General features: G+C 46.0%; 21 protein-coding genes. 1 reads left to right on the top strand and 20 read right to left on the bottom strand.

The window, feature by feature from the left end:
- Positions 1 to 98 precede the first annotated feature (98 nt).
- The 4 genes from DWW77_RS17270 to DWW77_RS17255 are packed head-to-tail and all read right to left on the bottom strand — an operon-like array spanning position 99 to position 4195.
- A complete protein-coding gene (locus DWW77_RS17270) occupies positions 99 to 821 on the bottom strand; it encodes an amino acid ABC transporter ATP-binding protein (RefSeq protein ID WP_114001932.1) in 723 nt (240 codons plus the stop codon).
- Positions 814 to 2316 carry an ABC transporter permease subunit gene (locus DWW77_RS17265; RefSeq protein ID WP_118609220.1) on the bottom strand — a complete coding sequence of 501 codons (1503 nt, stop codon included), beginning with the start codon at positions 2314 to 2316 and terminating at the stop codon, positions 814 to 816. The genes DWW77_RS17270 and DWW77_RS17265 overlap by 8 nt, the downstream gene beginning before the upstream one ends.
- Positions 2317 to 2331: 15 nt before the next feature.
- Positions 2332 to 3189, bottom strand: coding sequence for a PfkB family carbohydrate kinase (locus tag DWW77_RS17260; protein ID WP_118609219.1), 858 nt, complete (start codon positions 3187 to 3189; stop codon positions 2332 to 2334).
- A 37-nt stretch (positions 3190 to 3226) separates the two neighbouring features.
- Positions 3227 to 4195: a phosphoheptose isomerase family protein gene (locus DWW77_RS17255; protein ID WP_015525336.1), complete on the bottom strand. Its 969-nt coding sequence runs from the start codon at positions 4193 to 4195 to the stop codon at positions 3227 to 3229.
- 291 nt (positions 4196 to 4486) lie between these two features.
- On the opposite strand from DWW77_RS17255, the gene DWW77_RS17250 reads away from it, so the two are divergent.
- The gene (locus DWW77_RS17250) at positions 4487 to 5209 is read left to right on the top strand and encodes a GntR family transcriptional regulator (RefSeq protein WP_022427097.1); all 723 of its coding nucleotides are present in this window, start codon (positions 4487 to 4489) and stop codon (positions 5207 to 5209) included.
- Positions 5210 to 5354: 145 nt separating this feature from the next.
- Here DWW77_RS17250 and DWW77_RS17245 read toward each other — a convergent pair whose 3' ends face one another.
- The 16 genes from DWW77_RS17245 to DWW77_RS17170 form a co-directional block, all read right to left on the bottom strand.
- Positions 5355 to 6350 (bottom strand): D-alanyl-D-alanine carboxypeptidase family protein, encoded by a 996-nt coding sequence (locus tag DWW77_RS17245; RefSeq protein ID WP_022427096.1) that lies wholly within the window; start codon positions 6348 to 6350, stop codon positions 5355 to 5357.
- A 252-nt stretch (positions 6351 to 6602) separates the two neighbouring features.
- Positions 6603 to 7298 carry a 50S ribosomal protein L1 gene (gene rplA, locus DWW77_RS17240; RefSeq protein ID WP_015525334.1) on the bottom strand — a complete coding sequence of 232 codons (696 nt, stop codon included), beginning with the start codon at positions 7296 to 7298 and terminating at the stop codon, positions 6603 to 6605.
- Positions 7299 to 7393: 95 nt separating this feature from the next.
- Positions 7394 to 7819 (bottom strand): 50S ribosomal protein L11, encoded by a 426-nt coding sequence (rplK, locus tag DWW77_RS17235; protein ID WP_015525333.1) that lies wholly within the window; start codon positions 7817 to 7819, stop codon positions 7394 to 7396.
- Between the two features lie 68 nt (positions 7820 to 7887).
- Positions 7888 to 8409 carry a transcription termination/antitermination protein NusG gene (gene nusG / locus DWW77_RS17230; protein WP_015525332.1) on the bottom strand — a complete coding sequence of 174 codons (522 nt, stop codon included), beginning with the start codon at positions 8407 to 8409 and terminating at the stop codon, positions 7888 to 7890.
- A gap of 15 nt (positions 8410 to 8424) precedes the next feature.
- Entirely contained in the window at positions 8425 to 8631 is a 207-nt protein-coding gene (secE, locus tag DWW77_RS17225; protein WP_015525331.1) for a preprotein translocase subunit SecE, read from the bottom strand.
- A gap of 25 nt (positions 8632 to 8656) precedes the next feature.
- Complete coding sequence (gene rpmG, locus DWW77_RS17220; RefSeq protein WP_044961412.1) at positions 8657 to 8806, bottom strand: 50S ribosomal protein L33; 150 nt, start codon at positions 8804 to 8806, stop codon at positions 8657 to 8659.
- 325 nt (positions 8807 to 9131) lie between these two features.
- A complete protein-coding gene (locus DWW77_RS17215) occupies positions 9132 to 9869 on the bottom strand; it encodes an SDR family NAD(P)-dependent oxidoreductase (RefSeq protein ID WP_118515827.1) in 738 nt (245 codons plus the stop codon).
- A gap of 1 nt (position 9870) precedes the next feature.
- Complete coding sequence (locus DWW77_RS17210) at positions 9871 to 11688, bottom strand: thiamine pyrophosphate-binding protein (RefSeq protein WP_118609218.1); 1818 nt, start codon at positions 11686 to 11688, stop codon at positions 9871 to 9873.
- The gene (locus DWW77_RS17205) at positions 11681 to 12835 is read right to left on the bottom strand and encodes a LicD family protein (protein WP_021651257.1); all 1155 of its coding nucleotides are present in this window, start codon (positions 12833 to 12835) and stop codon (positions 11681 to 11683) included. The genes DWW77_RS17210 and DWW77_RS17205 overlap by 8 nt, the downstream gene beginning before the upstream one ends.
- A gap of 31 nt (positions 12836 to 12866) precedes the next feature.
- Positions 12867 to 15146, bottom strand: coding sequence for a LicD family protein (locus DWW77_RS17200; RefSeq protein ID WP_118609217.1), 2280 nt, complete (start codon positions 15144 to 15146; stop codon positions 12867 to 12869).
- Between the two features lie 3 nt (positions 15147 to 15149).
- Positions 15150 to 16451, bottom strand: a complete 1302-nt coding sequence (locus DWW77_RS17195) for an adenylyltransferase/cytidyltransferase family protein (RefSeq protein ID WP_118609216.1) — start codon at positions 16449 to 16451, stop codon at positions 15150 to 15152.
- 7 nt (positions 16452 to 16458) lie between these two features.
- Complete coding sequence (locus DWW77_RS17190) at positions 16459 to 17823, bottom strand: acyltransferase family protein (protein ID WP_015525325.1); 1365 nt, start codon at positions 17821 to 17823, stop codon at positions 16459 to 16461.
- 114 nt (positions 17824 to 17937) lie between these two features.
- Positions 17938 to 18681, bottom strand: coding sequence for a glycosyltransferase family 2 protein (locus DWW77_RS17185; protein WP_118609215.1), 744 nt, complete (start codon positions 18679 to 18681; stop codon positions 17938 to 17940).
- Between the two features lie 82 nt (positions 18682 to 18763).
- Positions 18764 to 20140: a sugar transferase gene (locus tag DWW77_RS17180; RefSeq protein ID WP_118609214.1), complete on the bottom strand. Its 1377-nt coding sequence runs from the start codon at positions 20138 to 20140 to the stop codon at positions 18764 to 18766.
- Positions 20141 to 20352: 212 nt separating this feature from the next.
- Positions 20353 to 21714 (bottom strand): ABC transporter substrate-binding protein, encoded by a 1362-nt coding sequence (locus tag DWW77_RS17175; protein WP_118609213.1) that lies wholly within the window; start codon positions 21712 to 21714, stop codon positions 20353 to 20355.
- A 142-nt stretch (positions 21715 to 21856) separates the two neighbouring features.
- On the bottom strand, positions 21857 to 22696 hold the full coding sequence (locus DWW77_RS17170) for a carbohydrate ABC transporter permease (protein ID WP_502685123.1): 840 nt from the start codon (positions 22694 to 22696) through the stop codon (positions 21857 to 21859).
- Positions 22697 to 22707: the final 11 nt, after the last annotated feature.

Below are 22707 nucleotides of genomic sequence, written 5' to 3'. Positions count from 1 at the left end.
GGGTGTGGGGAGGGGAAACGGGCTTCGCAACTCCGAGTGCCTCCCCTCCCCACGAATTTCCCCGTTTTTTCAAAACAAAACTTTTTTACCCAAAAAACCTACAACACTTTGGAAAGAAACTCCTTCGTCCTTTCCTCTCGAGGATCCCCAAACAGTTCTTTCGGATTTCTATCCTCAAGAATCACCCCATCATCCATAAAGAGCACTCTGTCGCTGACCTCCCTTGCAAATCCCATCTCATGGGTAACCACCAGCATGGTCATGCCTTCTTTTGCAAGCTCCTTCATAACCTCAAGAACCTCTCCGACCATCTCCGGATCAAGAGCTGATGTCGGCTCGTCGAACAGAAGCACCTGGGGATTCATTGCAAGGGCTCTGGCAATGGCAACCCTCTGCTTCTGTCCGCCTGAAAGCTTTCCGGGATAGACATCGGCTTTTTCTTCAAGGCCGACTCTTTTCAAAAGAGCCCTCGCCTTCTGATCAGCTTCCGCTGCATTCCATTTGCCAAGACGCACCGGCGCAAGGGTGATATTTTTCAATACTGTCATATTTGGAAACAGATTAAAATGCTGAAAAACCATTCCCACATTTTCCCTGAATTTATCTACATCCAGCTTCGGATCCAGAAGCTGCTGTCCGTTTACGGTGATCTCTCCTTCCTCCGGTTTTTCCAGAAGGTTCAGGCAGCGCAGAAATGTAGATTTTCCGGAGCCGGACGGACCGATGATGCAGATACACTCACCCTTGTTTACGTGAGTTGTGATTCCCTTTAATACGTGTACGTCCCCGAAGGACTTTTTCAGATTTTTAACATCAATCACTTTCTCTCAGTCTCCTTTCAAATCTCTTCAGCAGAAGGCTCAGGCACTTCACGATCAGATAATACATGATACCTGCAACGATCAGCGGAATAAACATCTGATAAGTACGGGAAGAAACATAGCTTGCCGCTTTTGTCAGATCCATGATACCTACATAACCTAAAATAGATGTTTCTTTGATCAGCTGGATAAACTCATTACCCATTGCCGGAAGGATGGTTTTTACAGCCTGCGGAATGATAATGAAACGCATGGTATCTTTATACCCAAGACCCAGAGAACGACCAGCCTCGCTCTGGCCCTTGTCCACAGATAAAATACCTCCGCGGATAACCTCGGAAACATATGCACCGCTGTTGATACCGAAGCTGACCACTGCTGCCACATATCCCAGCCTGCTGTGGAACACTGCAAAATAGATGATCATCAGCTGAAGGACTGACGGTGTTCCACGGATCACATCAACATAAATATCCGCGATCGTGGAAAGAATGGTTCTTCTGCCTTTTTTCGCAGCTCCAAGACGTACCAGAGCCACTACAAGACCGATCAGGATACCTACGATCACTGACAAAAGGGAAACGATCAGCGTAATCCCAAGACCGTTAATATAAAACTTCCAACGATTATCCTGAAGGAAAATAAAGCTTAAAAGTCCCAGAAAACCATCGGTTGCTGCTACATCTGTCACATCCTCGCTGTTTTCAAGTGTGTCCACAAAATACTTCTGATAAAGATCATCATATTCCCCGGATTTTTTTACTTTTGCAAGCCCGTCATTGATGATCTGGACAAGCTCTGTGTTTCCTTTTTCAATACAGAAAACCGTATCCTCTGCTGTACTTGGCACGGACTCATACTGCAGGTCTGAGTTCTGTTTGCAGTAGATCTCCGCCATGATATTGTCGATCAGAACTGCATCTGCTCCACCGTTTTTCAGCTCCATGACTGCACTGGAAGCGTTTTTAAATCTTTTTACTTTGGCATCCTTAACTTCACCGTAATCAGTAGTCTCGCCGGATGCGATCATATCACTCTGTGCACCCTCCAGAACTGCAACGGTTTTTCCGGACATCTCCTCAAAATCCTTGATCGGATTATCCTTACGGCTGATGATGCACTGTGTACCGGTGTAATAAACATCGGAAAAATCAACGCTTTTTTTACGGTCCTCCGTAGGTCCGATCCCGGCTGCGATCACCTGTACATCACCAGCCTCCATGGAACCCATCAGGGAATCAAAGGGCATATCCTTCCATACCAGCTTTACGTTTTCTTCCTTGGCGATCGCCTCCAGAAGATCGTAATCAAAACCTGTAATATTTCCATTATCATCCAGGTATTCAAATGGTGAATACTCTGCGTTCGTTCCTATGATGATGGTCTGCTGTTCTGCCGCTTTTACTGCCACTGCACTGCTGAAATATATCGGCAGAGCCATGATCATACACAGTACAAAACAGATAAGAGCTCTGCTTTTTCCATTGCGTCCCATTATTTTCCCCTCCTGCTATTCATATTTTTTTCCGTAGCCAAAAGCACCTTCCATGCCACAAATGCCCGCTGCAAAAGCAGCTGCCTCTTCAAGACTTTCACAGATCGCGGTTTCCTCCGCCATGCCGTTTTTCCTTCTTCCGATATACCCGGTAAGGAAAGATGCGATCAGTGAATCCCCGGCGCCAAGAGTATCTTTTACTTCCGTAAGCGGCGCTGCCGGCTGTCGGTAAAAATTCCTTCCGTCATAAAGAATGCAGCCCTTGGCTCCTCTGGAGGCCATGGCAAGCTTCGGCCCCATGGAGATGATCTTTTTCAGATGCTCTTCTGCCTCCTGGTCGGTTCCGTCAAAGGAGCAAAATGCGTAAGTAACCTCCGGTGCTGTTTTTTCATAATATTCCTCTGTGGAATCATCAGAAAAGTCAAAAGAAACCGGAATTCCCGCCTCTTTGATCTTATGCAGCTCTTCCTCCGTAAAAGAGTAATTTCCGCTATGTACCACATCAAAGCCTTTCATATATTCCAGATCAAAACGATCAAGGATATACGGTGTTTTTCCACGGATACCACCATCATTAAAATCCAGGAACTCACGGTCTCCGTCTTTTAATGTGATCCTGGAATAACCGTTCTCGCCGTGCAGCTGTCTGCACTTTACGGTTTCCACGCCGATTTTTTCCAGTGTATCCATGATCAGTTCTGCTCTGTCGTCATCTCCGAAATATCCCATATACGCTGTTTTTTCACATCCGGCCATCTTTCCGTAAACACTGACGTTTACGCAGTTTCCGCCTGGATACATGGTTTTCAGATGATCATAGATATCCACTACATTGTCTCCGAAGCCAAGAAGCTTTGTACTGTATTTACTCATATTTTCCCTTTCTCTGTGCACAGGCACAGCAGCACCTTTAGTACTCTACAACGCCCATATATCTTCTCATATCCAGCGGATGACGGCGTTTATCCTGGAGAGCGGTACGGTAAACGGTCGTCATGGTGTAGAACAGCATCGGGGTAAAATATTCCACACAGCTGTCATCAATTGCTTCCATACCAAGCTTATCTGCATCGATCACTTCGTATTTCTTTCCGTATTTTTCAAGGAAAGTCAGCACACGCTCATCCATCATACGGTTTCTGCCCCGGCTCATCATAAGGATATAAAGATGATCCTCATCCGTTACCTCAAACGGTCCGTGGAAATATTCCGCACTGTTCAGATAACCGCAGTCCATCCACTGCATTTCCTGAAGTGAGCAGATCGCAAAGCCATATGCCTGAGAATAGGAGGCTCCCGATGCCATGATATAGAGGTTCGGTTCCTCTGAATATTTTTCTGCAAAAAGCCATGCTGCATTCTGCTGATCCTTCACTGCAGCTGCAATAACATCATCGATCTTTTCAAAGCCTTCCACGATCTTATCGTAAAGCTTATATCCCGGCTCCTGTACCTTCATCAGCTCATTAAGAATACGAAGTACGATTCCCTGAGGCTTCTCTGCTTCCTTTACCCCCGGTGCCCAGTCGTATACAACGGAGATCCATTTATCGGTATCACATGGGGAACCTGGCGCATGTGTCATTGTAACAACAGCCGCACCTGCATCCATTCCTGTTTTTGCTGCCTCCAGACACTCCTTTGTCTTGCCACTGTGGGAGCAGATGATCAGAAGACTGTCTTTTCCCAGCTTCTTCGGCGGTGTCAGTGCAAACTCTCTTGCAGGGATCCACTGTGCATCCATCACTGCGGATTCCGCACGGACAAAATAATATCCCGGATACAGATCCACAAGAGATCCTCCGCATGCAAGAAAATACACATTTTTGATTGTTCCATGCTCTTTGTTGATCTTATTTACGATTTTTACTGCGTCCATTTTCATCCTCCGGTTTTCGTGGAAATTCGTCTGGTAATCCTCTGAATCCATTGAAAATACAGGTTTTTTCGGATTTTCAGATAAATTTCTCCTTCTTGTACTTTTGCATTTTACCTTTTTGAAGAATATAACATATTATAACGTTATAGTAAAGAGTATATTCATGATTTATGATTAATTATTCATCCAATATACCTTCTGACGCACTGCAGAGGTTTGTCCCTTACTGGACAAATACATCCGCACTATAGTAAAATATCTTTTATGAACAACCTCAGAAAGGATATTTTCATGTTAAATAAAAATTCAATCCAGCCGCTTTACAAGCAGCTTATGGATATCATCACCCAGCAGATCAAAAACGGTACTTATAAGCCCGGAGAAAAAATCCCTCCTGAGCCGGAGCTTGCCGATCTTTACCATGTCAGCCGGATCACTGTCCGACGTACCGTGGAGGAGCTTTGCACACAGGGCTATCTTATCAAGCATCAGGGAAAAGGAACCTTTGTAAAATCCCCCATGATCTTCCGGAAATTTGAATCCCAGAAAAATATGAGCTTTTCCGAATCCTGCCGTCAGAATGACCGGATTCCGGAATCTCACGTACTGTCCTTCTGCAAAAAACCTGCGAACAGCGTAACCTCTGATTTTCTGCAGCTTACTTCGGATGAGGAAGTTTTTTTCCTGGAACGTCTTCTTCTGGCTGACAGTATTCCGGTTATTGATGTTCACACCTGGCTCCCCACACGGCTTTTCCCGGATTTTGATCCGAACGCTGTAGAAAACGGTTCTTTTTTTGAATATATCAAAAACACCTACCGCTGTACGATCGCAGAATCCAGCCGCAGCACCATTTCTGTTACTGCAGCCTCCCCGGATATGGCAAAAACTTTGCGTCTGTCTTCCGGCGATCCCGTGCTGATCCTGGATTCCTATATGGAAGCTCCTGATGGAAATCCGCTTTACATCAGCCGTGAATACATTGCAGGTTCCCGCTATACGATTTCATTTTGAAGAATCAAAAAACGGCACAGAAGCGTTATGCTGCCAATACAGCAGCATACACCTCTGTGCCAGTGTTTATTTATCCAAAAATATTACTGTTCACTCCGTTCTCTGCAACACGCTTCGCGATACACAAAATTTGTCCTTTATCTTTTCAAGACTCCGATCCATCACTGCCTGTCATCTGTGCCTCAATGGCCTTTCCAAGGCGGTTATAGATCGTCACCGCATCCTCCACATGGAGTGGGCTTCCGGTATTTCCCGATGCGCCTGCCGTTACCAGTATGTATTCCCTGTCGTAAATCTCTGCAAAGCTTGCAAGACACAGACCCGCCTCGCTGGTATATCCTGTCTTGCCGCCCAGGATCTTGCCGCCGGTAACGGAAGGGTCAGAAAGATTTTTGAACATGGTACTGTAATATGTGATCCCGCTGGGATGGATATTCGTCACTCCTGTGGAATGCCGCGGACTCTCAATGATCTCTCTGAACGTATCGTTCCGAAGCGCATACCTGAGCAGCACCGCAATATCTCTCACTGTACTGTAATGATCCGGATCATGAAGCCCTGTCGTATCACAGAAATGTGTATCATTCATTCCAATCCTCTGTGCCTTCTTATTCATCAGCTCCACAAATCCATCCCTGGAACCGCCTACGGTATCCGCCAGTGCGATACAACACTCCGCACCGGATGGCAGCATGGCACCATAAAGAAGGTCGATGGCCCGCACGGTCTCACCGGGCTGAAAGCCTGCCTGGGTGGCATCCTGCTCATAAAGCCCCTGGAACATTTCCTGGGTCAGAGTGATCTCCTGATCCAGATCATCCAGGTTCTCAATAGCCACGATCACCGTCATGATCTTCGTCATGGAAGCCGGATAGATCTTCTCATCGCCCTTCATATTTCCGATGATCTTTCCGCCTTTTACCTGCATCAGCACTGCATAGGGACTGTTGATACCGCTCATCTCAAGCTTACGGACAACCGGTCTCTGCAGAGACTCCATCCAGTCACCTACCCCTTTATTCCAGCCGATGATCACTACAAGTGTCAGGATCACGATAGCCTCTACCACCAGGCAGAGTATCATTTTTATTTTGTTTACCTGTTTTTTTATTTTCTTCGCTTTACGCTTTTTTGATCTCAATTTATACTCCCTGTTCCGACAAATTCATCTGTAAGTTTTACTTACAGAAACGTTTTCCCCATCTTTTTTATATTAACATGATTATTATTTTCTTCTGTAAAATCTATATGAAAAAGCTCTGATGAGCTTTCGGTCTGTTACAACTCTGTTTGTGCCTTATTGTAGGATTTTTGCCCCCAAAAATCAAGGTGTATAAATGTATAAAAAAATACCCCATACAAAGTTTCCTCTGTACAGGGTATTTAAAATTTATTACTGAGCTAATTTAATCGGGTTAAGCTTAACACCAGGTCCCATTGTCGGAGCGATTGTAACGCTCTTCAGATACTGACCTTTCAGTGTGCTAGGTCTAGCCTTTGTGATAGCTCCCATAAGCGTCTGGAAGTTGTCGCTTAACTGCTCCTCGGTAAAGGAAGCCTTTCCGATCGGAACATGGATGATGTTGGATTTGTCAAGACGATACTCGATCTTACCTGCTTTAATGTCGTTAACAGCTTTTGTTACGTCCATTGTTACAGTACCAGCTTTCGGGTTTGGCATTAAACCTTTCGGTCCAAGTACACGACCAAGACGACCTACAACGCCCATCATATCCGGTGTTGCAACTACAACGTCAAAGTCAAGCCATCCCTCGTTCTGGATCTTCGGAATGAGGTCCTCAGCTCCTACGAAGTCTGCTCCTGCTGCCTTTGCCTCTTCTGCCTTAGCATCTTTAGCAAATACAAGTACACGAACTTTTTTACCTGTTCCGTGTGGCAGAACAACTGCTCCACGGATCTGCTGATCTGCGTGACGTCCATCGCAGCCTGTACGGATGTGAACTTCGATGGTCTCGTCGAACTTAGCTACAGCTGCTTTTTTAACAAGGCTGATAGCCTCTGGTGCATCATATAATGTTGCGCGGTCTACTGCTTTCGCAGCTTCCACATATTTCTTTCCTCGTTTCATTTCTATAACCTCCTGTGGTATTTGCGGGGAAAAGCCCTCCCACTTGAAAATTTCACTTTTTCTACGGGAACCCCGAACTTAAGCTTCGGTATTTATTAGTCTACGACTTCGATTCCCATACTTCTTGCTGTACCGGCGATCATGCTCATAGCAGCCTCGATGGATGCTGCATTGAGGTCTTTCATCTTCAGCTCAGCGATCTCCTGAACCTGTGCCTTAGTAACTTTAGCTACTTTGGTCTTGTTCGGTGTACCGGAACCAGATTTGATGTTTGCAGCTTTCTTAAGAAGAACTGCTGCCGGCGGAGTCTTGGTTATGAAGCTGAAACTTCTGTCAGCGTAAACAGTGATGACAACCGGGATGATAAGATCTCCCTGATCAGCTGTTCTTGCGTTGAACTCCTTAGTAAACTGTACGATGTTTACACCATGCTGTCCAAGAGCCGGACCTACAGGTGGTGCTGGAGTTGCTTTACCAGCCGGAATCTGTAATTTGATATATCCTGTTACTTTCTTTGCCATTTTCGGCACCTCCTATGTGGTATTGGCGGGGGTGTGTCCCTCCCACTTGCTGTTACCTTGTTTTTGAATTACTCAGCTTTTTTGATTTCTGTGAAACTTATTTCTACCGGTGTTTCACGACCGAAAAGCTCAACATTGATCGTTACCGTCTGTTTCTGCATGTTGATACCTGTGATCACACCTGCTGTATCTTTCCATGCACCACCGGTAACGACTACCATGTCGCCCTCTGCGAAGTCCACTTCGATATCCGGTTTCTGGATACCAAGCGGCATCATTTCCTCTTCTGTAAGAGGCACAGGCTTTGATCCCGGTCCTACGAATCCTGTAACACCGCGGGTATTACGGACAACGTACCAGGTATCGTCATTCATCACCATATTGAGAAGCACATAGCCTGGAAACATCTTTTTCTGAACCTGTCTTGAGGTTCCGTTCTTCATCTCCACTACATCCTGCAGCGGAACACGTACCTCCAGGATCTGGTCTTCCAGGTGTCTGTTCTCGATCGTCTTTTCAATGTTGGCTTTTACCTTGTTCTCATACCCGGAATAGGTATGGACAACGTACCATTTTGCTGCTTCTGACATATAATCACCTTGTCCTTACTTCATTAAGAAATTAATGAATTCCAGAATTCCGGAATCCATTACACTGATAACCACTGCCAGGATGATCGTGATGATCACGACCACAACAGTCTGCTTTGCCAGTGTGGGACGGTCTGTCCAGACAATCTTCTCAAATTCTGACTGAAGTCCCTGAAACCAACTTTTCTTCTGCGGCTTATCCTCAGATTTCTGTTTTTCCATAGCATAACCTCACAAATCTCTGTGATTACTTTGTTTCCTTGTGCAGAGTGTGTGTATGACAGAACTTACAATATTTCTTGGTCTCCATTCTCTCAGGATGGTTCTTTTTCTCCTTCGTCATATTGTAGTTACGCTGCTTGCACTCGGTGCATGCTAATGTAATCTTAACGCGCACAACTTCCACCTCCAGTGTTTTCATTTGCATGGTCTTCTATGCCGCCCGGAACGTATATCCGTCGTCATTTTCGGGCATAAAAAAAAGACCTAACTTCCATGTCGCTCGTCAATTTTATCACAGAGCAGGTGTGCAAGTCAAGCCTTTTTCGCTTAAATATAAAGAATTTCACAGATTCCGTACGGACGTCTCAAGTGCGCAAACCCGATTCTGCTTCGCTGCATTTCGTTTTCGGGACGTCGCCCTGTACAGAAAGTCATAAGAAGCCCCTTATGTGCAGGCACAACATGTCTTCTTCTGTCTTCCTGCACACTTTCAACTTCTATTAAAAGTAGTCATAACCACCGTGGATATCCACCACACTGCCGTTCATATATCCGTTAGACAGCACTGCATAAGCCATATCCGCCACTTCCTCCACAGTTCCAAACCTGTGGAGTGCGATCTTCCGGTTGATACGGTCGTAGCTCTCCTGGGTGCGAGCGCTGTGCCACGGAGTTTCGATGAAGCCAGGTGCAATAGCGTTGACTGTGATGCCCTTTGGCTCAAATTCCTTTACCAGGGATCTTGTCAGAAAATGGATGGCTGCCTTGGTGACTCCATATACAAGGGAGGAAGAATACGCCTGCTGTCCTGCATAGGAACCGGTAAAGAGCACACTGCCGCCCTCCACCATCATGGATCTCAGCTCTTTTACCATAAATACAGGTACGGAAAGATTGGTGTTTACGATCCGTGTCCACTCCTCAAAGCTGTAGTCTTCATATTTTGCGTAGGTACTGATGCCGGCATTGCTTACAAGCCAGTCAATATGGTCTGTCTGCTTTTTCAGCTCCTCCACAAAAACCATCATCTCTTCATAGGAAGACATATCTGCCTTTATCAAAGTCACCTGAGATCTTTTTTCCTCAGGAAGGCTCTCCTGAAACGACAGTGCCTTCTTCTCATCATGTCCATATGTTACAAAGATCCTGTCAGCTTTTGCTGACTCTGCCAGGATCTTTTCGGCGATCCCTCTTCCGATTCCAGAGGTACCGCCTGTGATCACAGTTATTTTTCCCATTTTACAGCTCCATCAGTTCATCAAATATCGGTTTCGGTATATAAGGCTGCTGATTGTGGATCGGCTCACCCAGACAGGTCTTCGGGTATGCGTAGGTTCCATGCTCCAGCATGATCTCCAGAAGCTCCGGTCCGTTCTGCTCCAGGAATCCACCGGCATATTTTTCCACGTCTTCTCCCTGGATGCGCTTTGCAGGAATTCCGTAGGCCTGCGCCACATCTGTAAAATCGCAGGATGAAAATCCGCTGCCATCGGAGGTATCCGCATATACACAGTCAAAATAATCTCTCTGAAGATGACGGATCATTCCCAGAGCCTCATTATTCATTACGATCATCTTCACTGGGATATTCTCACGCTTCACCCACTGTAGCTCCTGGATATTCATCTGGAAGGCTCCGTCTCCGCAGATACATGCCACCGGCTTGCCGGTAGCATAATAAGCTCCGATAGCCGCCGGAAGTGCATATCCCATAGCACCATGTCCGCCGGAAAAAAGTGTCTTCTGCCCCTGCTGATTGTGGAAGGACTGATAGCTCCATACCATATGCTGTCCCACATCCACAGCAACCGCTCCGGTATCGGAAAGCTGATCACTCAAATATGCGATCATGCGGTTCGGATAACGCTGCGGTGTCTCATCGTCCACTTTCCAAAGTTCCTTACGGATCTTCTGGCAGACAGCAAGCCATTCCTCATAGGAACCGATCTGTGCCTGCTGCTCTGTCAGCTTACGCACCACAGTCTCTGCGCTGACGCAAAAGCATTTCTCACCTTCTCTTCCCTCATGGATCTCTCTTTGAAGATTATAAGGATCAATATCCACACGGATGATTTCGGCATTCTTCGCAAACTCATGAACCTTAGTACCAATCTGACGGGTACACAGGGAAATTCCAAAGCAGAGCAGAAGGTCGCTTTTTGCATTGGCGATCATATTTGCATACCGGTGTCCGTAGGCACCTCCGATGCACCCGAAGTTCAAAGGATCATCAAAGCTCAGTGCGGACCGGGCAAGTACGCTTGTGATCACTGGAATGTGATGGGCACGCGCCAGATCTGTGAGCATTTTTTCTGCTTCTCCGGAAGCTCCGTGACCGATCATAAATACCGGCCGTTTTGCAGTCCTGATCTTATTCAGAATATATTCTGCCGCCTCTGCTCCATCAGAAGAATCCGCCTTTGCAACTGCATCCCTGTAAAAGGCTGCCCCGTTTTCCGGATCATTTTTTCCATATACAGCTGTCTCGATCTCTTCCTCGGAAAATTCCATATCATAAGCCGGATCTTCCACCTCGCCTCTCTGCACATTCATAGGAAGATCGATAAGAACCGGCCCTTTCCGTCCTGTATTGGCGATCTGCCATGCAAGATTCAGTTCACGAACGATATTTTTCGGATCACGGACCTGCACCGCGTACTTGGTTACCGGCTTTGCCATGGAAACCATATCGATCTCCTGAAAGCCCTGCTGACGAAGGCCTGTAATACCGGAATATTCATAGGTATTCAGCTGTCCGGTGATAAAGATCACCGGAAGAGAATCGAAATACGCATCTGCCACACCGGAAAGCAGATTGGCAGCTCCCGGACCACTGGTGGCATAGGCACAGCCGCAGGCATTCTTTGCCTGAGCATAACCACAGGCGGCAAAAGCAGCTCCCTGCTCATGATAGCTGGAATGACTTCTTACATGGGGATTCTTCTCAATGGAATCTACCAGATGTGCGATCATGGTTCCCTGGTATCCAAAGAAATCATGAATCCCTTTTTTCTGCAAAAATTCCACAACATAATCTGTAAGCTTGACCTTAGACATATTTTTTTACCTTCTCCATATACGAGATCCTTCCTGTTTTTTCCAGATACTTAAGATACAGGTCAAAAACCTCCGGATCTGTTTCAAATGCTTCTTCATATTTCAGGCAGCGATCATTCATCCTGGTATATCCTGCAAATGCTTTTTCCAGTTCCACATAATCTTCATTTTTGAAGAGATTCCGGATATAGCTGAGCTTTTTGCGATAAGCCAGTGCACAGGTATATTTTTCCCCGCAGAATTTTGCATAATCCCAGCACTGTGCAAGATATTCCCGGTAATTCATTCCAAACTGCCTGCGCTTTTCCCTTTTCTTCCTGACAGAAGCAAATTTCTTCAGTTCCTTTGACTGCTGCAGAAATTCCTCGCATGGGATCAGTGTGCTGCACACCACCAGCGAGCCGGGAACATAGTTTTCCATTGACTTATTTCGATAATTTTTGCCGTAGGCCCGGGTGAGATAGCTGTCTGTGTTTCCCGGGACCATAAAGGATTCTCCTCCAAGCATTGCCTCCCCGGGATTTTCAAAAATATGCGCAGGAAAATAAAGATTCTGGTCAAAATATCGGAGTACATATGTTTTTGCGCCATCCTGCGGCTGCCGGAGCAGATCCCGGAATATGCTCTTTGCCAGCCAGCCTCGTCCGCAAAGGGAAAGGACTCGCACCATCCAGATACATCCCAGCTCACGCCGGTTCCGCCACTTGCCTTTTTTTCCGTAGATCCTCTTCCATCCCTCTTCGCGCATACGGTTCCAGAGATATTTTCCCTTTGGACCATATTCACACTGCAGCGGAAGGATATTGATCCCCAGTCCCGGATGTTTGTATTTTCCATACTCGTCCAGCTTATAAAACAATGTATCTTTATCTGTATAACGCAGAAAAAATCCGGGGAAACGGCTGTTATTCTCCATAGATTCCAGAGCTCTGCGCAGCTCCGGTTCTTCGTCAAAGATGTTTTTAAACCGGGCCATATCACCGGTCTTCATATAAATATCATTGCTTGCCGGATTCATGGGAAAAGGGCGCTCCGTTACCGCACAGAGGGTAAGATACGGAGAAAGATAATATGTGATCTTATTTTTTCTGCATATGGTATCTATTTCTTTTAGAAGTTCCAGTACTTTCTGCTGTTCTCTGTTCAATACACTCTGCCTCGTTTCTGTTGATCTGTCATTACAGGATCCGCTTCAGAAGCTCCTGAAGCTCCTCCTGACTTTTATACTTATCTAGCCAGCTGTTCAGAAATTCTGTCACGTCTGCCTTCTTTGCGAAAAATCCGGTACGCCGGCTTCCATCGTAAAGATCCTCCAGGAAGATCCTGGAAAGCTCATTTTTTATATAGGGATGCGGCTCATGATCCAATGCCAGGAAATAATTTTCGAAGGCTTCCCGGGTACGCCCCTGTTTCTTCCGGATATCTCCCAGAAGCTTGTATACCTCTCCCTGCCATTCCTTATGGACCAGAAAGCTGCGGATCTCCTCTGCCAGATATTCCATCTCGCCCTCTTCCTCACTGCACAGGATCCTGGTACGGCCCTCTGCCAGTGCTTTGGGATAGCCGAATCTCTGCCATGCACAGGTAAGTGCCTCTTTGTACACTGGCTCCTCAAGGGTTCCCTCCCTTGGAGAATTACCGGTGATCCCCAGTTCTTTGCAAAGCTCTCTCACCAGCTCTTCCAGCTCCCCTTTTGTACGGACGGAATATACCTTCGCAAGATAAAGAGCGCCTCTGATCTCCTCATCCTCCGGCATCAGTCTGCTCCAAAATTCCATCAGAGAGAGTGCTTCTGATCTTCTCTGGCTTCCAAGCAGATCCCGACAGTCCCGGATCGCCTGGGACTTCTGTTTTTTCAGGAATTTATCCAGTTCCAGCTGCACAATGCCGTTATTGGTGCATTCTCTGGCTTTCAGATACTCTGCCATTGCTTCGTTCCGGAGGCCCTTTTTCCAGAGAAGATCCCCCTTATATTTCATAAAATATCCATCCTGGGGAAATACTCTCAGGCAGTAAGACAGAAATTTCTCCGCTTCCGAAGCATTCTGCGGTCCTTCCAGGCGCTCCATCACAAACCGGCATTTAAATTTCAGGAATCCCGGAGCATCCGGATATTTTCTGAGAAGATCATCCACGATCGCCTCTGCTTCCTGCATTTCTTTAAATTCATAGTGGCTGGCTGCTTTTCGGAAACGGCGGATATCCTCCACTGTCTGCTCCATTTCCGGAGTAAGATGATCCATTTTCTTGCGTACCTCGTACATACGGTATGCCTTGGAAACACGCTCCTGATAGATCAGTGTCAGCATGGCCGCCTGAAAAGCCTTATCCTCCAGCGGAATCAGGATCGGATGATAGAACGGACGGATCCCGTTAAAATCCTCACGCCCGATAAACTCCATGCTGAGCTGTACACGGTAATACTCCTCAAAGATCTCACCAAGCACATCATATCTTCTCTCTTTCAGCAGGGTCTCCGCTGTTTTTTCGGATCTCATCAGCCGGGCAGACACATCCCGGGCTACAACACCGGCTTTGATCCTTCTTCGTCTGTCATCCTGTTTATGGTCTCCCTTTGCCATAAGAAGGCAGTAGAATTTGCGGAAAAGCATCTGTCTGCGGATACGTTTTTTGTCGATCCTTGGCGTATATTCATCCCGCACCTCCTGATAGCTGGCGCCCGGAACATCAACAGACTCATGAGATTCTCTTTCCCCATGAGGCGGTATATAGGACCATTCGTCCCCGTAATGCCAGATCAGATAATCGCTGGTCCTGTGAGGGATCATAACCTTTTCGCCCTCGAAGTCCATATATTTTACAGGGAACATCATATTCTTGTCAAAAAGAAACGGGCAGCCTCCCCATCGCATGGCATAGCGGCTGCACTCCTCTTCTTTATAAGAAAACATGATCTTCTCCAATTTCTTTAAGGTTCTGTCCTTTCCGCAGAAGGTATAGCGGAAAAGCCAGTACAGATACCGCCAGGGAGAAATTTCCCATCTGACTCCCACGACCATGCTGATATTCAGAAGTTCCGTATAGATCATCATATGGTCCCGGTATTTCTCATACTCACGGTCATCATCCGGAATGGGATCCAGAGTCAGTACGTCAATGATCTCACCAGCCTTGTCGTCCCCTATGATCTGATGCTTGTGGATCGCACAGGTATCCGTACTTCCGTAGCGCGGAAAACCGTTGGTATAATTACGGTCCACTTCTGCACAATAAACCGCCCGGTTCGGCGGCATCTCGTTCTGACATATTTCTACAAATTTATCCCAGTCACTTTTGGGCATGTAAATATCCACATCATCGTCCCATGGGATAAAGCCTTCATTTCGAAGAACACCGATCAGAGTACCTCCGGCCATTACATATCTAAGATCATGCTTTTTGCAGATCGCGTCAACCTCCCGGAAGAGCTGCAAAAGAAGCTTCTGTTTTTCTGTCATCTGTCAACCTCTTTGATTAATTATTTTCAAAAGCTCAGCCAGAGTTTCTGATTCTTCATAAAAAAATCTCGTACATTCTGTCCGTCTGTCACGGATCATGATGACCAGCTCCTGAAGCAGATAGCGAAGACCATTTCCCTCAAAATTAAAGCTGTAGCGTTTCAGGAATTCCTGACCTTCTATTTTTGCTTCAAAATATCCGGTATTCCACCAGTCACCGGGTACGGTGATACGCCCCCTGGTTCCGATGATCGCAAGCTCGTTTTCCACATCCACCGTTGTTCCGATCTCAATGGTCGCCAGTGCCCGGAGATACTTCATCGTGATCATATCATAAATAAAGCAGCCGTCACTGCTTTTCACCGCATTGCTCTTCACATCCAGGTAATCCTTACCGAGAAGCTTGATGCATGCACACAGCGCCTGGCTGACTGTTTCGCTGAAATTTTTTCCGCCCTCAAAATCATCCTGAGAAATCGCGCATTTTACAGCTACCACATCTCCCACAAGCGCTCCATGTGTCAGCCAGACAAGCTGCGTAAACGCGCGCAGATAGACCATGGTAAGCTTCTCTACCAGAACAACCTGATGTGCCTTTGCCAGTGCAAACAGCTCTCTTATCTCTTCCGGTTCCAGAGCCATAGGCGTGTCACTGATCACATATTTATCACATTCCAGTGCCTTTCGGATATAATCTGCCCTGTTTTTCAGACCGGATCGGATATAAATGATATCCAATCCTTCCAGAAACTGCCCGTAATCTGTACCATAAGAGTCAAGTTCGTATCTGTCACAGAATTCTCTCGCAACAAAAACGTCCTCGGAATACACACTTTCTACATGCAGTCCGCTGACATACTTGGACTCCATCACCATTTCGTTGTCCTCTGTATCATCCGTAACAATGCCCATGCTGTAGATCATACCCTCACTTCTGAGCTTGGTACTGGAAATATTTTTGGTACGTTCCAGATAAACGACCTCACAGTAATTCTTCAGATAATCAAATTTGCCACGCCAGTCCGAACCGACTACCAGAAGGTCGATATTGTATTTTGTAATGTCATTTAGCTTCTGCCCCTGATATTCCTCTACAATGATCTCATCCGCAAAACCAGTCTTGCGGACATTTTCGATACGCTTCAGAAGGCTGTCCTGTACATTCAGCTTGCCGCGTTCGATATCATAGCTTTCACTGGTGACACCCACAACAAGATAATCCCCCAGCTCCCTGGCTCTTTTCAGAATATTGTAATGTCCCTGGTGGAACAGATCAAAGGTACCGTAAGTAATGACTTTTTTCATTATTAATTTAATCCTGCGCTTTCTCTTCTTTATTTTTCAAAAGCACTTCCATTTCCCCCTGCGGTTCTGTGATCTTTAATATATCATCCAGGTCCTGGAGCTGCTCAAATTCCTGTGGAGCTCCGGCATCATCCATGCCTTCCTCCATCTCAAGATCCTCATCTACAAAGAAATCCTCGCCACGGATTTCTTCCGTCTCTTCTGTCTCATGTTCCAGTACAGCCGCCACATCGTCCTTCACCTTACGTGCATCCTCCTCGTCCAGAGTTGCCGCAAGCTCCTCAATGGCTTTCTTTCTTTTCAGTATGATCTCATAACGGTCATCTTCATCATATTCATCCTCAAGTCCTTCATCCTGCACCTGCCTCTCACGTTTGAACAGAATAAATGTAAGCAGGTTTAGTACCCCTCCGTAGAGGAAAGATACCGGCTTGCTTCCAAGGATCAGCACAAGCACCCAGGATACTCCGAAAAGCACCCAGACATTCAGCATCTGCGGGATGCTGAGAAGAAGCAGGCCGTTGAGTACGATCATGATCGGATAATGGAAAAAATAAATCCCCATGGTATTTCTTCCAACAAAGGTAACCGGCAGCTTCACATCCGGGATCAATGCCAGAAACGTCAGCACCAGCACAAAAGATACCAGATACATCAGAAGGCGGATCAGCATTCCTGTGATATCATCCATTCCCGATAACTGATACGTATGATTCCCACGGAAAATATCTACCGGGATCTCATTGGCGATCATAAAATTCGGAACTGCATACAAAAGCAGGGCTGAAACCAGGAGCAGGATCCATTTACCCTTGAATTTACGGACCACGTCTGTGTAATCACTCTTCCACAGATAGCCTGCCACAAAAAACGGAAAAAATACAACAATCCTGGAGCTTGAAAGATAAGTCGTAAATTCCGGTCTTGTTCCTGCCCACAATGCAAAAATAATGCTCAGAGGCACGATAAAACGTATCTTGCCAAGTGCTTCGATAGTCAGCCTGTAGATAAACAATGCCAGCACATACCACATAACTGTTCCGGACGGACGGAGCAGCTCATAATCCATGCTTCTGCCGGTCCAGATATAAGCATACCAGGTCAGACTGTATCCAAGAATATAAGGGATCAGCAGATTCTTCACATTCTTCAGTACATCCTGTGGCTTCTTGGAAAGATATCCAGATATAAAAATAAAAGCAGGCATGTGAAAAATGGTGATCCCATACCATACATAACGCACCACCATGTCCACCTTGACCAGCTGAAATGCGATCAGATGATTAAATACGACAAGAAAGATCAGTACTACTTTAATGTTATCGACCAGGTAAGAATACGGAACTCCCTGGCTATCCGTTCTCTGTTTCATTTGTTTCCACCTTGTAATATTTGATAAAAGTATGAATAAATAATAACATATATTTATGAATTTGGAAATAAAGAATTAATATATGTCAGAATTATTCACCTCTTCCAGAATTTTTCAACGGTATTTCCATATCCCGTGGAGCGCATAGGAAACAAAGAAAAACAGACTCTTCAGCGGACCATATCCCACATACCGATACACCTGATAAGTCATTGCCGCAGACTTCAGCTTATTTCTGGATTTTCCCCCTTCACTGAGCCGGTATTTCAGGTAAGGTCTGTTGATCCCTGCTGCAAATCCTCCCTTTCCCAATATCCGGAGCCAGGTAATGTAATCTTCATGGCTGTCATCATGCTCCATTGGAAACGCAAGTGCATCTTCTCTGCGTAGCAATACGGAAGAACAGTTGATGCTGTTATGCTTCAGAAGCTCCCTGTATGTGATCCGTTCCTTTACCGGAATATATTTGCCGGTAGTGCGCCCATCCGGCGTCATCAGTTCTCTTCCGGTGGAGCAGATCGCACAGCCGGTCTGTTCCATAACCTCTGTCTGGGCTTTCAGCTTGCCCTTTTCCCACCAGTCATCCGCATCCAGAAATGCGATATATTTTCCCCGGGCTTCCTTTACGCCCCGGTTTCTGGAACGGGCAGCCCCCATATTCTGTTCATTTTGGATATAACGGATCTTTCCGCTGTCCATATATTTCATTACAGCAAGTTCTGTGCCGTCTGCAGAACAGTCATCAATGACCAGCACTTCTACCGGAACCTCCTGTCCCAGTGCTGATTCGATCGCTTTTCCAATATATCTTTCCCCGTTATATACGGGCATCACTACGGAAACCAACGGCTTTTCCATAAAAACAACCTCCGTCCTCTCTATCCACAAAATGCGCGTCAGGATGATCTGCCGCAGCCTGACACGCATTTCGTTTCGTTACTTATTTTTTGTCTTCGGAATCCTTAAGAGCGTTCTTCTGATTATCATCCACGCCCTCGGAAACTTCTTTCTGGAAAAAGATCTTTACAGTCATAAACAGAAGCTTGATATCCAGAAGGAATGAATAATTTTCAATATAAAACAGATCCAGCTTCAGCTTATCATACGGTGTGGTGTTATATTTGCCATATACCTGAGCATAACCGGTCAGTCCGGCTTTTACCTTAAGACGATAGTGGAATTCCGGGATTTCCTGCTCATATTCCTGCATGATCACATCTCGTTCCGGACGTGGACCTACCAGAGACATATCACCCATAAACACGTTAAACAGCTGGGGAAGCTCATCCAGATGCAGGTTACGCAGGACATGTCCTACCGGTGTGATACGGGAATCGTGCTTGGACGCAAGACGTGCTCCGTTCTTCTCGGAATCCACACACATGCTTCGGAATTTCCGGATGCGGAATTCCTTTCCCTGATAGGTAAGACGATCCTGGAGATAAAATACCGGACCGCCGTCATAAGCCTTCACCGCAATGGCAATGATCAGCATGATGGGTGAGGATACGATGATCCCAAGTCCGGAAACAATGATATCCAGAACTCTCTTGGCTGCACGCTGCTCCATGGAAAGTCCCTGATTCCTGCACATCAGAAGCGGCGTATCAAACAGATGGATCCTGTCTGTTCCAAGCAGGATGATATCGGAAATCTTCGGGCTCATATAGCAGCGGATGGAATGAGAAAAACAATATTTCAGATACTTGTTTCGGATCTGGGACGGAAGATCCCAGATGATCACGCCTTCATAATCTTCCATCATGGCATGGATCTTCTCTTCGCCCTCACGGATATGAACCTTACCGCTGATATCGTATTTATCCTTTCGGGTGTTCATCTTGTGGATCACATCACCGGGATCACGGTCTCCGTAGATCACCAGCAGCCTTCTGGCTCCGTACAGTCTGGAGTAAATATACCTGGAGCCCCAGATCCACAGTACCGTCACAACAATCTGGACTCCGGTCATTTCGATCACCGGTCTGGCCGACATAAACCATCTGTTGATCAGTGTGATCTGAAAATACGTCACAACATTGGTACAGATCGTTGCCAGCGTCAATGAATAAAATACATCGATACGCTTCAGATAGCCTACCTTCAGACCTCCGTAAAGCTTGGCAAACATCAGATAGATCAGCGCATAGATCAGGATCATTACCCAGTTACCCTTTCTCCAGAATGGCTTCAGGATCAGGTCACTGTAAAAATCATACCATACATAAGCAAAGATCGCTGCCTGTGCGATCACGATCAGACTTGCCAGACAAAATACCACAAATCTCTTATAATCTTCTCTTTTACTTCTATTCACAGATTTTTCTTCCTTCCTGAGGAGTAGATATTAACTTCATCATTATAGCCAATATATACTCTTACGTCCAGAGATTCCTCTGATTTTTCTCCTGATATTTTCCTGTCAGGATGTTTTTTTCCGTGACTATAGCAAAAATCCCCTGGAGTTTACCCGGGGATTTTTGGCTGTATATATTTATTTTTCTTTTTCAGTTTCCACGCCTTTTCGAATTATTCATTCACCAAGTTATACTCTTCGATGGATTTGTTGATGGAATCTGCCATGTTTTTCACAGCTGTATCCACATCCTCTTTTCCGTTGAGCATACTTTCAATCTCGGATTCCACGGTAGCTCTTGCCTCCGGGAATACACTTAACAGAGCGCCTACATAGTCGGCGGAAGAATCATGGAGCTGGTCGATCGCTGTCTGGAACTGCGGATATTTTGCAACATTATCCTTAAATACCTGCTCTTCCTGAGACTTTACAGTTACAGGGAAATATCCGGTCTGTGCGTTCCAGTAAGCCTGAGACTCCGGAGAGATCAGGAATTTTACGAACTCCCATGTTGCACGAAGCTTTTTCGGATCATTGTTGTTCAGTGCCCAAAGAGATGCACCTCCGATGGAAACACCGCCCTCGTCACTGGATTTGATCTTCGGGAAGTATGCAGTACCAACCTCAAATTTTCCGTTTACATCCTGAAGGATCTGTTTTAGGGAAGCTGTGGAGCCAAGAGTGATCGCAGATTTTCCTGCAGAAAAATCTGCCAGACCTGCATCGCCGCCTTTTCCTACGACCGGTGCGAAGCCCTTGTCGTTAAGATCCTTCCATGCTGTAAGGATATTTTTTGCAGCACTGTTCTCATCAAAAGCAACAGCTGTAGCAGCCTCTTTACGTCCGTTTCCGTTGTTTGCATACTCAAGGCCCTGCTTTCCGATAAACTGCTCGAAGAACCATCCGTAGATTCCAAGAGACATTACCTCGCCTGCGCCGCCTCTGTCCAGAAGATCCTGTCCGATCTCACCGATGCCTTCCAGGCTGTCCGGAATTTCTGTGATGCCTGCTTTATCAAACATATCCTTGTTGTAATACATGATCGGTGTGGAAGAGTTGAATGGCATGGAGTACAGCTCATTGTCGATGGTGTAGTATGCAGCCAGGTTCGGCTCGATCTCAGATACATCGTAGCTGTCTGCGTCGATCATCTGCTGCATAGGCACAATCCATCCGGAATCGATCATGAATCTTGTTCCGATCTCATATACCTGTACAAGATCCGCACCCATGTTTCCGATCTGTGCACTTTTCAGCTTGTTCAGGGAATCATCATATTCACCCTGATACTGAGCATCTACCGTAATTCCGTATTCATTCTCATCGTTGAATTTTTTTACCAGTGTATCGATCGCCTCACCATTGACGCCACCCATGGAATGCCAGAAGGTAATGGTAGTTCCGTCTACATCGGAAGCATCTGCCATTTCCACTTTTTCATCTGTGCCGGCATCTGCGGCGAATACAGTTACTCCGGAAAGAGAACCGATAGTCATTGCTGTGGTAAGGAAAGCTGCGATGATTTTTTTCTTCATAACTTTTTTCTCCTCTTGAAAAATTTTCTCTTTTTTCATTTTTTTATATAAGATGAACTGCCCGTCTTACGATTTTGCAGTATCTTTTTGCAATATTTTCCCCTTACAGCAGGATGCTGCAGGGTTGCTGCCTGCTCCGATATCAGCCCTTGACTGCACCCGAGAACATTCCTCTGATCAGCTGCTTCTGTCCAACGATAAAGATGGAAATGGACGGAATGATGATCATAACAACGCCTGCGATCATCAGGGTGATAGACTGTGAATCCACACTATCCAGCATACTGATACCAATCTGAACGGTTCGCATATTGTTGGAGCCTGTTACAAGCAGCGGCCACATGTACATATTCCATGCGTTGATAAAGGTATACACTGCCATAGCGCCAATAGCGGATTTTGTCAGCGGAAGCAGGATCCTTACGATAAATTTCAGATTGCTGCAGCCGTCAAGCTTTGCCGATTCATACAGTGAGATCGGGAAAGTCATGTAAAACTGACGGAACAGGAAAATTCCCATTGCGGATGTAAGGTAAGGCACGATCAGTACCTGATAAGTATCCAGCATTCCCCAGCTTGATACCGTCAGGTAGTTGGAAATGATCGTTGCCTCTCCCGGAACCATCATGGTTGCCATCACAACCATGAAGAGAATACCTTTTCCTTTGAATTCCAGGAAAGAAAACGCAAAAGCAGCAAGAGAACAGGTAATGATCTGTCCGATGGTAATGCATCCCGCCATGATAAAGGAATTCAATATGAATCGGAGAAGTGGAACGGTGCGGAATGCATTGATAAAGTTGGAAAAGGTCGGATTCTTGGGAAAGAGATTCAACTCTGTAGTAAACAGTTCACTAGAAGGCATCAGTGCAATACTGATGGCATAAAGCAATGGAAGCAGGATCAGAACTGCAAACACCACATTTGCCGTAACACGGAGCGCTGTTCTTGTCCTTCTCTTTGCAAGAGCCTTTGCATTCATAGCTTTTTTCA

Source organism: Ruminococcus sp. AF17-12 (assembly GCF_003479245.1).
In the GTDB taxonomy this organism is placed as follows: Bacteria; Bacillota; Clostridia; order Lachnospirales; family Lachnospiraceae; genus Blautia_A; species Blautia_A fusiformis.
Note: the sequence above shows the minus strand (reverse complement) of the source record. Positions and strands in the feature narration are given on the sequence as shown.